General features: G+C 64.4%; 13 protein-coding genes. 7 read left to right on the top strand and 6 right to left on the bottom strand.

Annotated elements, in window-relative coordinates; all coding sequences use genetic code 11:
* Positions 1-394 precede the first annotated feature (394 nt).
* The 4 genes from dbpB (LMU33_RS28760) to LMU33_RS28745 are packed head-to-tail and all read right to left on the bottom strand — an operon-like array spanning position 395 to position 4,448.
* Positions 395-1,498 (bottom strand): DGQHR domain-containing protein DpdB, encoded by a 1,104-nt coding sequence (dbpB, locus tag LMU33_RS28760; protein ID WP_228623531.1) that lies wholly within the window; start codon positions 1,496-1,498, stop codon positions 395-397.
* Positions 1,499-1,537: 39 nt separating this feature from the next.
* Positions 1,538-2,758, bottom strand: coding sequence for a tRNA-guanine transglycosylase DpdA (gene dpdA, locus LMU33_RS28755; RefSeq protein WP_228623530.1), 1,221 nt, complete (start codon positions 2,756-2,758; stop codon positions 1,538-1,540).
* Positions 2,755-3,888, bottom strand: a complete 1,134-nt coding sequence (dbpB, locus tag LMU33_RS28750) for a DGQHR domain-containing protein DpdB (protein WP_228623529.1) — start codon at positions 3,886-3,888, stop codon at positions 2,755-2,757. The genes dpdA and dbpB (LMU33_RS28750) overlap by 4 nt, the downstream gene beginning before the upstream one ends.
* The gene (locus tag LMU33_RS28745; protein WP_228623528.1) at positions 3,885-4,448 is read right to left on the bottom strand and encodes a hypothetical protein; all 564 of its coding nucleotides are present in this window, start codon (positions 4,446-4,448) and stop codon (positions 3,885-3,887) included. Before LMU33_RS28745 ends, dbpB (LMU33_RS28750) begins: the two co-directional genes overlap by 4 nt.
* A gap of 456 nt (positions 4,449-4,904) precedes the next feature.
* Here LMU33_RS28745 and queC point away from each other — a divergent pair, with 456 nt between their 5' ends.
* The 7 genes from queC to LMU33_RS28710 all read left to right on the top strand — a co-directional run bounded on the left by queC (position 4,905) and on the right by LMU33_RS28710 (position 9,954).
* The gene (gene queC, locus LMU33_RS28740; protein ID WP_228623527.1) at positions 4,905-5,600 is read left to right on the top strand and encodes a 7-cyano-7-deazaguanine synthase QueC; all 696 of its coding nucleotides are present in this window, start codon (positions 4,905-4,907) and stop codon (positions 5,598-5,600) included.
* A gap of 2 nt (positions 5,601-5,602) precedes the next feature.
* A complete protein-coding gene (gene queE / locus LMU33_RS28735; RefSeq protein WP_228623526.1) occupies positions 5,603-6,238 on the top strand; it encodes a 7-carboxy-7-deazaguanine synthase in 636 nt (211 codons plus the stop codon).
* Positions 6,238-6,594 (top strand): 6-carboxytetrahydropterin synthase QueD, encoded by a 357-nt coding sequence (gene queD, locus LMU33_RS28730; RefSeq protein ID WP_228623525.1) that lies wholly within the window; start codon positions 6,238-6,240, stop codon positions 6,592-6,594. Before queE ends, queD begins: the two co-directional genes overlap by 1 nt.
* A gap of 4 nt (positions 6,595-6,598) precedes the next feature.
* Positions 6,599-7,372: a GTP cyclohydrolase I FolE2 gene (locus tag LMU33_RS28725; protein WP_228623524.1), complete on the top strand. Its 774-nt coding sequence runs from the start codon at positions 6,599-6,601 to the stop codon at positions 7,370-7,372.
* 403 nt (positions 7,373-7,775) lie between these two features.
* Complete coding sequence (locus tag LMU33_RS41495) at positions 7,776-8,291, top strand: VUT family protein (RefSeq protein WP_228623523.1); 516 nt, start codon at positions 7,776-7,778, stop codon at positions 8,289-8,291.
* Positions 8,292-9,110: 819 nt separating this feature from the next.
* Positions 9,111-9,320 (top strand): hypothetical protein, encoded by a 210-nt coding sequence (locus LMU33_RS28715; protein WP_228623522.1) that lies wholly within the window; start codon positions 9,111-9,113, stop codon positions 9,318-9,320.
* Between the two features lie 433 nt (positions 9,321-9,753).
* Positions 9,754-9,954, top strand: a complete 201-nt coding sequence (locus LMU33_RS28710; RefSeq protein ID WP_228623521.1) for a hypothetical protein — start codon at positions 9,754-9,756, stop codon at positions 9,952-9,954.
* A 203-nt stretch (positions 9,955-10,157) separates the two neighbouring features.
* On the opposite strand, the gene LMU33_RS28705 is transcribed toward LMU33_RS28710, so the two are convergent.
* Both LMU33_RS28705 and LMU33_RS28700 read right to left on the bottom strand, forming a co-directional pair.
* Positions 10,158-10,790, bottom strand: coding sequence for a hypothetical protein (locus tag LMU33_RS28705; protein WP_228623520.1), 633 nt, complete (start codon positions 10,788-10,790; stop codon positions 10,158-10,160).
* A gap of 553 nt (positions 10,791-11,343) precedes the next feature.
* Positions 11,344-12,603 carry an SNIPE associated domain-containing protein gene (locus LMU33_RS28700; protein ID WP_228623519.1) on the bottom strand — a complete coding sequence of 420 codons (1,260 nt, stop codon included), beginning with the start codon at positions 12,601-12,603 and terminating at the stop codon, positions 11,344-11,346.
* Between the last annotated feature and the right edge of the window lie 26 nt (positions 12,604-12,629).

Raw genomic sequence — 12,629 nt, 5'->3', positions numbered from 1 at the left:
CGCCTGACAGGTCCGGAAGGAGAAGCGGTGGCGCAGGACCTGCCGCACAGATAGATGCAAGCGTGGCGAGACGAGGCGTCAACCGACTGGCGTCCACGTTCGAGTGCCCCCGCTGCCCATCATCGGGTTGACGCCTATTACCGGGTACTGCTGCAGGTTCAGCGACACCAGCAACCAGGGCCTCGGTTCCGCCAGCGGCCCGGGCCGACACTCACCGGGGCCAGACCGCATCCTCATGGGCTTGGTGTACGACGGTGGAGCGCTGGCGGCAGCACCGCACGAGCAGTCGGCTGCTGCGGCCCTGAAAACGGATTAGCCCGCCCCCGGATGCCGGCGGCGGGCGAATTGCCGTAATTCGCTGTGCCCCGGAGCCGGGGCACGATGAACGGTCAGGTCAGCTATGTACGGCACGGACCAGCAGGTCGGTCAGAAGGCGGACGTCGTTGGGGGTGTTCTGCAGACCGTTCCAGCGGCGCTGCTCACCGTCGGCGAAGCGCCACATGCCGGAGGTCCAGGCTGTGATCGGCATCAGGCCCAGGACAGCGTTGCGCACCGCGTCGCAGTCGACCTCTTCGGCGGGCATGCCGTCGGTGAGGCTGTCCATGACGAAGCCCATGGCCTGGATGCCGGCGCCGTGGGTGAGACGGGACTGGCGAGGCGGAAGTTTCCAGGCGTCGCTGAAGGTGTCCTTGACGATGGCCCAGAAGGAGCGCAGGTGCAGCAGCATGCGGTCGATGTCGCCGGAGCCGTCTTCGGGGTTGCGGTACTGGTAGAGAGCGCCCTCGAAGAGGCTGTGCTCCAGCATGCGAAGAACAGCAGTGTCTTTGATGTTGCCGTCGGGTGAGGTGGGGCTGGCGATGCGACCGTAGAAGGGGCCCTGGCCGTCGGTGTTGAGGCGGGTCATCAACTGGGCGGGCAGACGCTTGCGGGCGTAGGTGGGCGGGAGGTGGCCACTGGTCTCGGGCAGGAGCTCGTGGATGAGGCCCTTGGGTAGCGGCTTGGTGGAGTTGACCAGAATGAATTGGGAGCGCTGATCGTCGTGGTTGTCGGCGATGAACCCGACGGCGGCGACGGGGAATTCGACCAGGTCGGCGTCGCGGATGGCGGCGCTGCGCTGCTGGCCGTCGACGATCAGGGCGGGCTTGTCCTCGTCGGAAAGGGACTCATCGACGGGAATCACCAACTCTCCGGGGACGGAGTAGTGGACGCCGGCGACCCGCCGCGCCCCGCTCTCGAACCTGACACTTTCGTCGAAGGCCAGGACCAGGGCGTTGGGGAGCATGGCGTTGTCGGACTCGAGGTAGCGACGGATGCCGCGAATGTGGCTGAGGACCTCGGGGCGTTGGTAGCCCTGGAGGTTGCTGTCGTCGTCGCGGCGTACGCGGGAGACCGCGGCGAAGCTGTGAACCTTCTTGCCGTCTACGGCGAAGCAGTAGATCTTTCTACCGCCCTGGCGGATCTCGAGCGCCGGGAGCCTGAGTTCGTATCGGTCGGCCATTGCATCTCCAGACATGTGAAAAGAAGAAAAGTGGGGGTTTCACCCGAAGGTGAGGGAGCGCATTTTGGCCTCGAGTACGGTCAGATTGTGGAATCCTCGGCGTTTGTTCCGCTCGGTTCCCCGGAATATTGCGATCTCGATGCCATGTTTCTTACACAGGGCGCAGGGGCAGGCGCGCCAGGGAGTGTCACTGAGGATGCGCTCGTAGTATGCGAGGTAGCTCTTCTTCTTCGGGCCGAGGACGAGCGACTCGTAGGCAGCGAGGGCGTCGAGTACTTCTTCGAGCGAGTTCTCTCCGCTGTCGAATTCCCGTAGTGCGCGCAGGCAGGCACGTTCTGCGGTGATGGCCTGGGCCTGGGAGACGCTTCCGGACAGGATGAGGCGTTTGAGTGCGGGGTTGCCGTCGACTTGGGGGACTCTGATGGCGGTATATGCACCGGTGGCGGTGTGGTAGTTGTTGCGGTCGTCCATGAAGGCCTGGCGGAAGGCGGAGGTGCTGTCGAAGCTGGTCACGCCGTGGCGGGCGAACTGCTCCATGCTGTCGACGCGGTTGATGCCGAGCAGGTGTAGTTCGGTGTCGTGGTTGCGTACTTCGTCGATGGCCCGCAAGCAGGCCAGGATCTCGTGGGACTTGAGGGGGACCATGCCGCCGAGGGCGATACGCCGGTATCCCATTTTCTGCAGTTGCGCGACGGAGTGGGCGTAACTGTCGGGTCCCCACCCCTGGGCGGCGCCGACGGGTTCGAAGTGGGCGCCGTGCTTTTTGGTCGCGGTGAGAAAGTTCTCAGCGAGTTCCAGGGAGATCTGCTGGCGTTCCACCCACGCCGCTTCTGGTTCCGTGTCGGATTCTTGAGGGATGTAGCCGAAGATGATGTGGTCGATGCTGATGCCGGCGTCGAATCCGCATCGGCCGTAGAAGTCAAGGACTTCGTCGACTTCGTAGGGTGGGCGCTCTTCGTCGATATAGTTGAAGGCGCCGCAGTCTCCGATGGTGGAGCATTCGTCGGGGAGACGGAAGAAGTTCCTCACGCCCAGGCGGTAGAAGCGCTCGCGCTGGGGGGCAGAGTATTTACCTGCACCCTTCATGGATCCGTCGACAACCGCCTTGCTGACAAGGATCCCGTCGTAGGGGATCGGTGTCACGGCCTGGTGGGCGTAGACGTCATCGCGCTGACGGACTCGGTAGGGCGAGTACTCATCGTTGATGAAGTCGTACGTGGGGCTCACCAGGTCCTGGCTGTCAGGGAAATAGAATTTCACGCGGCCTTTGCCTTTTCCTGCACATAGATACGGAGGAGGTAGTTCGACAGGGTGCTGATGTGGCGGGGGTTGTTCTGGAGTTCGTTCCAGGGGGTGTTTAGGTCGGGCCAGCGTCCCTGGGTCCAGCGGCAGTGCGGCGCGATCAATGCAAGTTCGTCCCGCGCCAACTCCACGGCATGGGGTGAGGCGGGGTCGATGGCCATCATGACGCGATCCATCAAGCGTCCCATGGAGCGGATGCCGACGCCGTGCATCAGCCGACTCTTGGTCGCCGGCAGCCCCCACGCGTCGGGGAAGGTGTCGCGCACCGCGGTCCAGTAGACGACGAGGATTTGGCGGATGGTGGCCGTGTCGACCGTGCCGTTGGACAGATTCTTATAGGGAAAGAAGGCGCCCGACGGGGAGTTGAGGGATTCCTGGATGGCCGTGGTGAGGCTGTTGTCCGTGACGACAGCGTCCGTCTTCTGCTCGGCCGTGGTAGACGGGCGGCGCACCAGGCCTCGAAAGGGTGAGTCCTTGTCGTGATTGAGGGCCTCGACCAGCACGGCGGGAAGTTTGCGGGCGGAGAGCTTGGTCGGCAGCAGGGTGCCGACTTCGGGAAGGAGTTCGGTGACGAGGTTGGTGGGCAGCGGGGATACCGTGTTCACGCGCAGGAACTGGTCGCGCTGAGTTTCCAGGTCTTCGGCGACGAAGCCGGCGATGGTCACGGCCAGGCGGGTGTTGCGGGTGCGGGCCAGGGCGAGGCTGCGCTGCTGGCCGTCGACGATCCAGGCGGGCCGGGGGGCGTCGGGGGCATCGGGCAGGGGGATTTCCAGCGTGCCCGAGGTGCACAAGCCGTCGCTGCTGCTCGGGCCTGGGCTGGACTTAAACCGCACGCTCGAGGGCAACGCCATGATCAACCCGTTGGGAAACAGGACCTCGTCACCATCCAGGTACTCGAGGATCTGCTTCACGTGCTGCTTCTTCTCGGGGCGTTGGTAGCCGATCAGTTTGCCCGCTTCGTCTCGGGAGATTCGGGCGACGTCGGCAACCTGGTGGACCTCTTCTGCCGCCAAGGTGAACACATACAGCGGGATCGTGGGGTGCTGCTCGATCCGCAGCGCCCGACGCTTAAGCACAGTGGAGGTCATCGTTGGCCAATCGTTGACGAGTACAGTCCTGCGAAGCGCTTTTGTTCGCAGGCCATCCCCTTGTCTCTCAGTAGGCGTAGTAGGCGCGTGCGGGACGCGCCTGGGTAGCGGCGTTTCATGTCTGTGATGAAGGCGATCACTTCGTCGTTCGACATCGGGGTGCGGGCGTAGCGTTCTGGGCAGACCGCCTGGTCGACCCAGGTCCTCCAACGCTCTTTGGCGGCAGGGGAAATGAGGTGGCCGGGTGTGCAGCGCTGCAGCCAGGCGGCCGCCATGCGGGCGTTGAGGCTGGTGAGGGTGCCGCCCAAGGCGTTGCGCAGGGCGGCGTTGGCGGGAATGCGCAGCACGCCGTCCAGGTCGCAGGCACCTCCGATGAGAACCACGTCCGCTCCGCTGGCCGCCAGGGCGAGCAGGTCGCGGTGCATGGCCTGGGCATACGTCTCGGACAGCACCACAAGAATTCGCCCGACAGAAGCCGCAATCTTGGACAAGTTACGACTTTCATCCATGCGCTGCAGATGATCCCACCAGTCGGCCGCCTGAGAGGTGGAGGAAGCCACGGAATCTGCGTGTCGGGGCATGAAAGTGGCCGCGTAGGAAGGGGCGAGACTGGAGACTGATCGCAGGCCGAGGCCGGCCGAGGCCACATACAGGCTAGGGGCGAACCCGGCGTGGGTCGCAGCGGCCGCTAGAGCTTGAGCACGCCTCCACTGGTCCCCTTGGTAGAGATGCGCCAACTCCACCCGCCCCTCGGAAGCGGTGCGGAGGCGGCGTTCCCACTCCGCGGCCTTTTCGGACAGGTCCGCAGCAGGTAGATCGCGGGCCCGCAGGGCGGCCACGGGCGGTGAGGCCTTCCGGTCCGTGCACGTGACCACGATGGGCAACTCGTTCACTGCGGTTCGACCTCTGGCTTCATTAACTCGTCTGTTGTCGTAGTTACTGTAGCCGGTAGTTACCGGGGTAGGCTTCATCTGCCTCAAGTGAGGCAACTGGACATCAGACAAGGGAGTGACAGCATGGACCGTCCCGCGATCGTGTTGCTGAGCGGCGGCCTGGACTCGACCACGGTGCTGGCCATCGCCAAGGACCAGGGATTCACTCCCTACGCTCTCAGCTTCCGCTACGGTCAGCGCCACTCCATCGAACTGGAGGCAGCCCAGCGGGTCGCCCAGGCACAGGGGGTGGCCCGGCACGTCATCGCCGACATCGATCTGCGGGTCTTCGGCGGCTCTGCCCTGACCGCCGACATTGAGGTGCCCAAGCACGAGTCGCTTCAGGACACGCCCCAGTCCGGAGTACCGATCACGTATGTGCCGGCCCGCAACACGATCTTCCTGTCGTTCGCGCTCGCCTTCGCCGAGACCGTCGGCGCCAGCGACATCTTCACCGGGGTCACGGCCGTGGACTACAGCGGCTACCCCGACTGCCGCCCCGAGTACATGGAGGCCTTTGCCACCATGGCCAATCTGGCCACCCGAGCCGGCATCGAAGGCACCTCCAAGATCACACTGCACTCCCCCCTGATGACACTGTCCAAGGCCGACATCGTCCGCGAGGGCCTGCGCCTGGGGGTGGACTACTCCCTCACCTCCTCCTGCTACGACCCCGACGAGCAGGGACAGGCCTGCGGCAAGTGCGAGACGTGCCTGCTGCGCCTGAAAGGCTTCGCCGAGGCCGGCGTGAAGGACCCGGTCCAGTACCAGAGCGCCTGAGCATGACGTACCTGATCAAGGAAATCTTCTACACCCTCCAAGGGGAAGGCAGTCACGCAGGACGCCCTGCAGTTTTCTGCCGCTTCTCGCGCTGCAACCTGTGGACCGGCCGGGAACGCGACCGCGCCCGCGCCATCTGCCAGTTCTGCGACACCGACTTTGTCGGCACCGACGGCGAAGGCGGCGGCCGCTTCACCACCGCCGACGACCTGGCCGCCGCCGTGGAGGCTGCCTGGCCCACTACCGATCGCGCACACCGGTTCGTGGTGTGTACTGGAGGAGAACCCCTACTGCAGCTGGACGAGGACGCCATCAACGCCCTTCACGACCGCGGCTTCGAAGTCGCAGTGGAAACCAACGGCACCCGCCCGGCACCCCGGGGTATCGACTGGCTGTGCGTAAGCCCCAAGCTCGGCTCCACACTGGTCCTCACTCACGGCGACGAACTCAAGCTGGTCTATCCCCAGGCCGGCGGCGACCCCGCCCAGTTCGAAGACCTCAACTTCCGCCACTTCAGACTGCAACCCCTGGACGACGCTCATCGCGAGGCCCACACTCGCGCCGCCGTCGAGTACTGCATGAAGAACCCGCGCTGGACACTTTCCCTCCAGACGCACAAGTATCTGGGAATTCAGTAATGGAAATCTTTCGCGAGTTCACCTTCGAAGCAGCCCACCGCCTGCCACGTGTCCCCGAAGGACACAAGTGCGCCCGCCTCCATGGCCACTCCTACAAGATCACCGTGCACGTCGAAGCGCCAGTGGATGCGGAAGCAGGCTGGGTAATGGACTTCGGCGACGTCAAGCGTGCATTCGAGCCCATCGACGCACAACTAGACCATTACTACCTGAACGACATCGAAGGCTTGGAAAACCCCACCAGCGAGAACCTGGCCCGCTGGATCTGGGACCGGATGATCGCCGAACTCCCCGCCCTGTCAGCGATCACCGTGCGCGAGACCTGCACCTCCGGTTGCACCTACCGAGGCGAGTAGCAGCATGCACGACATCCAAAACGAGGCCGACTCCCGCGGCATCGCCATCGACGAAGTAGGGATCAGCGGCCTGCGCTACCCCGTCACGTTCGATGACGGCCACACGCGCCAGAACGGCATCGCCGACATCAGCGTCACCGTCGGCCTGCAAGCCGACCGGCGCGGCACCCACATGAGCCGCATGATCGCTCTGGTGCACGAGGAAGTGGCCACCCTCGCCCCGCAGGAGTTGCCCATCGCCCTCAAACGAGGGCTCGAACTGCTTGAAGCCCCCACCCTGGCGCTGACGCTGTCCCTGCCCATCGCCACGACTGTGACCGCACCCGCCAGTAAGCGACAGTCGTGGCAAACCCACGACGTCACCATTACCGGCCGCATCACCGCTGACACCTGCACCGTCGCCACCACGGTGACCACCGACGTCACCAGCCTGTGCCCGTGCTCCAAGGCCATCTCCGACTACGGCGCCCACAACCAGCGCAGCGAGATCACCCTCACAATCTCCGGGACCACCGACGCGCCCTACCCCCTGGCGATTCATGAAATCGTCGACCTGCTGCGCAGCGCCGGTTCCGCCCCCGTCCTGCCCCTCATCAAGCGGCCCGACGAACGTGTCGTCACCATGCAGGCCTACGACCATCCCGTCTTCGTAGAAGACATTATTCGTGACATAAGCCTCGCATGCCGCGAAATGGGTCTGAATCACGCGATCCGGGCGAAGAACCTGGAAAGTATTCACAGCCACGACGCCATCGCCAACCTGACCTACTCCGACTGAACCCACGTCCTCGCCCGCGCCTCAGGCCGGAACGGGGGGATGCCATCCCCTTCCCCACGCCGTTCCTGCCGCGGAGAGGCGCATGGTTCCGCCCGAGTTCGCGACAGGCGTCCACTGGCTGCTATGCACGCGCCCCACGGCCCGTACAGCGGGCCGACACCCGCGACGCTGTCTGGCGCGCCCGCCGTCGAGAGACCCATCCGAGTCCCTCAGCGCGGCATCGCCGCCTGATCCACGCGTTCCTTGCACACCCCGGAACCAGGCACCTGTCCCAGCACTGCAGCACGGACCGACGCCTTAAGGATGTCAGTGCCGTGCGCTGTACTGTCTGCACGTTCGCCCCACCGCCCGTCCGCCGCTGGAGCCGAGCGCAGCAACCCACCGCCTAGACAGAAAGTAGATCGTGAAGGCCCCCGCTCCTGCCGGTATTGCCACACTCATCGCCTACATCGCCACTATCCCGGCCGCCAACTTGGCCGTCACCCACTTCGGCGCGGTACCCGTCGGCCTCGGTTACGTCGCACCTGCCGGCGTCTACCTCGTCGGCCTGGCGCTCGTTCTGCGCGACCTTGCACGCGAGGCGACCGGCCGGGGCGCCATCCTCGCCGCCATAGCCATCGGCACCGTCCTCTCCTACCTCCTCGCCGACCCCAGCCTCGCCACTGCCTCAGCGGTGGCTTTCGCCGTCGCTGAAACCATGGACTTCGTCGTCTACGAACCCCTACGCAAGCGAGGACTACTCGTCGCGATACTCGCCTCGAACACCGTCGGACTTCTCGCCGACAGTCTCCTGTTCCTCCACCTTGCCTTCGGCTCCCTCAGTTACCTGCCTGGACAAATCCTCGGCAAAACGTGGATGACCCTCGCGGCCGTCATAGTCCTGGCGCTGCTGCGCCGCCGTGACCGCGTTGTCGCCTGAAGGTCCCAGCCTGCCATCCACGCATGGCACGAAACCTCACCGGAATAGCCTTCGCTCAGGCCCTCCACAGGACAGGCCCCGTCGCTCAAGCGGCCGCCCGCGGTGTACGCCTCAGGGCCCCTGATCGGAGGCGAGCTACCGCACCCTGGCCACCCGCGAAATCCTCTCGCTGCTGGACCCCAATGTGGCCTCGCAAGCGTGCCTTCTGGCGTCTATGTGCCCTGTAGTGACACAGACTCTGTTCTCGGCCTCCATCCCGGCACACTGGGGGGAAGGTAGGCGGCCTTCGAAGCCGCGCTGCAGTCCTTGGCCTCCGACGACGCCGGGTAGGCGACAGCCGGGCTGCGAGAGGCGTTGGACGGTGTCCAGTTACGATCACCGTTCGCGCCACGCGGATCCGGGACACACGCCAACTGCGTGACAGCGCCGACGAACAACGGTGGGCAACCGCGGAGGTCTGCGGACCATCAGTTCAGGTGAAGAACACGTCGCCCCTAGGCGCCTCCCCCACCCAAGTTGCTTCGGGACGAAGAAGTCGTCATGCACCTCTCATAGGGAAGGAATCTTCGGGCGTTTGCGTCCGTCGCAGAGACGCGCAGCCGCAGATAAGGGGCTGCAACTTAGCTGCGAGTAAGAGGAGTTGACCTACCTCTCGGTAACTCGCTACCGTCTCAGTAGCATTGAGGGGCCCCACTCTGGCTTACCAGGGTGGGGCCCCTTTTTGTCCTCTTCTGCACAAGCAGGAGGGGGCGGGGGCGTCGCCGTCATCAGGTTCCAAGGCCGCGAGAGCGGCGACGCCCACCACGAAGGGGGTTACCTATGAACTACCAGCATGACACGTCTGTCAATGTGAGCCAGGACGGCCAGGCCGGTCTCCAGGGACGCCCGGCTTCCACCCTCCGCCACATTCGCGTGTCCGTCGGCAAGCACTTCGACCTGTCCGTGTCTCTGTCGGTGTCGCCGGCCTTCCTCACGCTGCTGGCTGCGGCCGTGGGGGTCGCGGGCGGAAACTACTGGTTCCTGCTCTGAGACCGAACTGTGTTTGAGCGCATGGCCTGGCGCAGGCATCGGCACCAGGCCATGGACCATTCGTGGACGACGTGAGCCTGGCAGTCTGATTTTGGCTCTGTGACCAGCACGTCTTCTGCTAGCCGAAGGGCCCTCCGGAGCCGTGTGCGCAGGTTCGAATCCTGCCGGGGGCACTCGCCCAGGATCAGCAAAAATCAAGCGCTGACCAGGGCGGATGCCGACATGAAAGAGCGGGAGACAGTCTCACTGTCTCCCGCTCTTTCTTGCTGTTGCGCACCAATCGCGTGTGAGGAGCGTGTGGGCCACACGCCCGCCGGCCATCCCCTTCCTCGTGGCACCCACTAGGGCCGCCCCGCAAAGGCTTCCCGAAGACCCGGCGAGTCGGCCGGGCTAAGGGCTCTGCCATGATCGCCTGCCGACGAGAGAGACTGTGATGGCCATTGGCGAGCGAGCTGACCCGGTGCAGATCATCGCGAGAGTGGGGACGGGCTTCTCCGCAGAGCAACCCGAGCGAGCGATCCAGGTGTGGATGCATCTCGCCGCGAAGGCGGGTTGGAATGTAAGCCGCGTCGGCGAGGCTTCCGTCGACCTCGACGCTGGCGAGTGCGGGATCGTCGACGTAGAGGGTCTGTGATACCTGGTGCGTCGAGGCCGAAGGGTGCGTCGGACTCTGTATGACGACAGCGGGGGAGGCTTACTCAGCGACCGATCTTCGGCTTCGCTGCATGGGCGGAACCGGTACTCTCCGCGGACAGCATCATCCCCTGAAGGCCGTTTCGTTCGGATCACCTTGCTGACCAGATGAAGAGAAGAGCGAGGCAGATGGCGGTGGGCAACTCAGGATGGCCTCACCAGCATGCGAAGGAGTCCCGGTTCGCCGTCCAGGGATGACAACGCCTTCCCGAGAACGGCGCCGACTGCACGACCGTGGTCCGTTACTCGCATTGCGTAGCCCTGAGTAGATGAAGTGGTTAGTAGATCACCAGGGGTGATTGCCCCGTACCGTGGGTCAGCTTTAACGTAGACCTGCCCTGCTAGCGCCAGCGTGACGTGATGTTCGGATTCGGTCTTGCTCTCCATGACGATTCCGGGCTCGAGGCCGTCAGCACCCGAAACCACCCCGGTTGCGCGCCTATCGTACTCTGCGCCGCATGGGGTCAGCAGACCGTTATCCCCGATGACGAGAACTGTCCCCGGCTCGAAGTTACCTTCTGACGCGAAGTGCTCTGCAAGGTCCGCTCCGTTTGGGACGAATTGCTTGCCAAACACATTTCCGCTGAAACTTCCCTCTGTTCCATTGATCTGCTGGCCGATCAGGGTGCTGTTGACTTCCACGCTGCCGTCGAACCGTGCAGCTCGGTGCCCGCCACTGGCGATCAGGCCAATACCGAAATTGCTCGTCGCGTGGACGCCCACGCCGGTGTTGCTCTGGCTCAGTACGCCAGTTCCGGTACTGATGGGGCCACCCACGACACCCGTGTGGCTTCCCACTACTCCGGAGTGGTTGTCATCGGTGGTGAATCCTTGGACGCCGTCCCCGTTCGGGCTATCCCCTTTGACCCCCACCCCACCACCTGTGTGCACACCGATTACCGCTGCGCGGGCAGGACTCTGGCTGAACCCTTGGACGCCATCATTATCGGTGGCACCCGCGTCTCCGCGAACTCCGGGCACTCCGGGTCCATCTGATGTTCCCGAGACTGCGCTCACTGACGTCTCCCAATGGTCGTGCCGAGGTCGGTGCAAGTCCGATGTCTTGGGAAAAGTAGAAGCCCTCCAGTGCTGGCCCGCAGTTCAGCGTGCGCTGTACGAGTACGAGGCCGGCCCGCAGCGATCACCACGCAGAGCGAACCGGCAGAAACCGCACATCCCAGTCGAGGCTCACGTCGGCGCGCACACGTGAATGATCGAGGCCCGGCCAGCTGCTCGCTCGCTGCTGGATCGTCGCGCGCTGATGGCTTGCCGGGCCCGGAGGAGGTGGATACCGCTGGTGCTGTGCCCGAGCCTCTGGCGGGATCCCCATTCAGCTCTGCTGCGGCCAGCGGCTACGGCTCTGGAAGTACTCGAGAGCCGCGGGTTGCTCCGTGAACTCAAGCAGGCCGCCGACTCTGTCTGCCAACAGTGCTCGAACCTCGGATGGTGTGGCGAAGAAGAACTCGCGTCGCTCGTTGACGAAGTTGACGCGTCGATCGGCGAACGCCTTGTGGAGTTCGGACTCCAGCGTCACGGCGTCCTCGGAGAAGAACATGGCATGGACGTCGTACCGGAACGGCACTGAAGCATCGCCGAGCTCCCTGACGCGGTCCATCGGTTCAAGTCGGCGGGTCATGCCGATCTTGACGATGTTCGGGCCGAATGCGCCAATGTTGGAGATGACGTATACGTAGCCGGCGCGGATGTTGGCGATGCGGTAGTCGTTGGCTGCGATGGCATTTTCGATGTCCGCGAGGCGGCGGGAGAGTTCGGCGACAGCGGCGTCGTCACCTTTGGAGCGGAGGGATTCCAGGACGCCGATGTAGTGCGCTCGCTCTTTCTCGAGTCGCTCCTTCTCGGCGGCCAATTCCTGCTCAGCCCGGCGCTGTTCGCGGAGAAGTTGACGCTCCTGGCGGGCGCGTTCGCGCTCTTCCTGCACCTTCATCTGAAAGTCGGCAGTCAATTCGAGCTCGGCGATTCGTAGAGCGTGATACTCGGGGTTGATCCGCATCTCCATGATCGCCCCTAGCTTCTCAATCGCGGTGACCGCCGACTCCAGCCGCTTCTGCGCGGTGCGCACGTTCCCTGACCTCAGCGAGCGCACACAGTTGTCGGCCTCCGCGTTGTAAGCCCGTAGCATCAGCTTGGACAGATCGCCAATCAGTTTCCGCCCTCGTGCCAGAGATCCATCGAACGTGAACAGGTCGGCGGCGAGGATCGCGCGCCCGCTCTTGATGACGTCATCGATTTGGCCCTCGAGGCTGCGGAGCCGGTCCTTGTAAGCCGCCGCGCTCTCCAGAGGATGGTGGTAGCGGTAGATACCGACGTCCTGCAAGGCGCGCTGATCGCTGAGATCGATCACATCGGCGCCACATTGTGCAGTGGCGAGCGCGGCTTCGAGATCGGCGATACGGGCCAACAGCGGCGCGGGGTCGACTCCGCCCAACGGTAGGGCAGTCGGGGGGCTAGCAAATGTCTGGTCTGGCCTAGCTCCCGGTGTCCCTTGCGCCGCGCCGGTGGGGGCTTCGGCGGTTGACGCGGTGGCGGACTCGCCGACGTCGTAGTCCGATTCGGACTCGTCGTCGGACACGAAGAGGTGCCAGCCAGGTGGTGGGG

The organism is Streptomyces barringtoniae, from assembly GCF_020819595.1.
Lineage (GTDB): Bacteria > Actinomycetota > Actinomycetes > Streptomycetales > Streptomycetaceae > Streptomyces > Streptomyces barringtoniae.
This window is presented reverse-complemented; position numbering and strand designations above follow the sequence as displayed.

Coding starts and splice junctions, on each gene's coding strand:
- LMU33_RS28725 (WP_228623524.1), top strand. CDS start 6,599: ATGCACGACATCCAAAACGAGGCCGACTCCCGCGGCATCGCCATCGAC.
- LMU33_RS28710 (WP_228623521.1), top strand. CDS start 9,754: ATGGCCATTGGCGAGCGAGCTGACCCGGTGCAGATCATCGCGAGAGTG.
- queC (WP_228623527.1), top strand. CDS start 4,905: ATGGACCGTCCCGCGATCGTGTTGCTGAGCGGCGGCCTGGACTCGACC.
- queD (WP_228623525.1), top strand. CDS start 6,238: ATGGAAATCTTTCGCGAGTTCACCTTCGAAGCAGCCCACCGCCTGCCA.
- queE (WP_228623526.1), top strand. CDS start 5,603: ATGACGTACCTGATCAAGGAAATCTTCTACACCCTCCAAGGGGAAGGC.
- LMU33_RS28715 (WP_228623522.1), top strand. CDS start 9,111: ATGAACTACCAGCATGACACGTCTGTCAATGTGAGCCAGGACGGCCAG.
- dbpB (WP_228623531.1), bottom strand. CDS start 1,498: ATGGCCGACCGATACGAACTCAGGCTCCCGGCGCTCGAGATCCGCCAG.
- dbpB (WP_228623529.1), bottom strand. CDS start 3,888: ATGACCTCCACTGTGCTTAAGCGTCGGGCGCTGCGGATCGAGCAGCAC.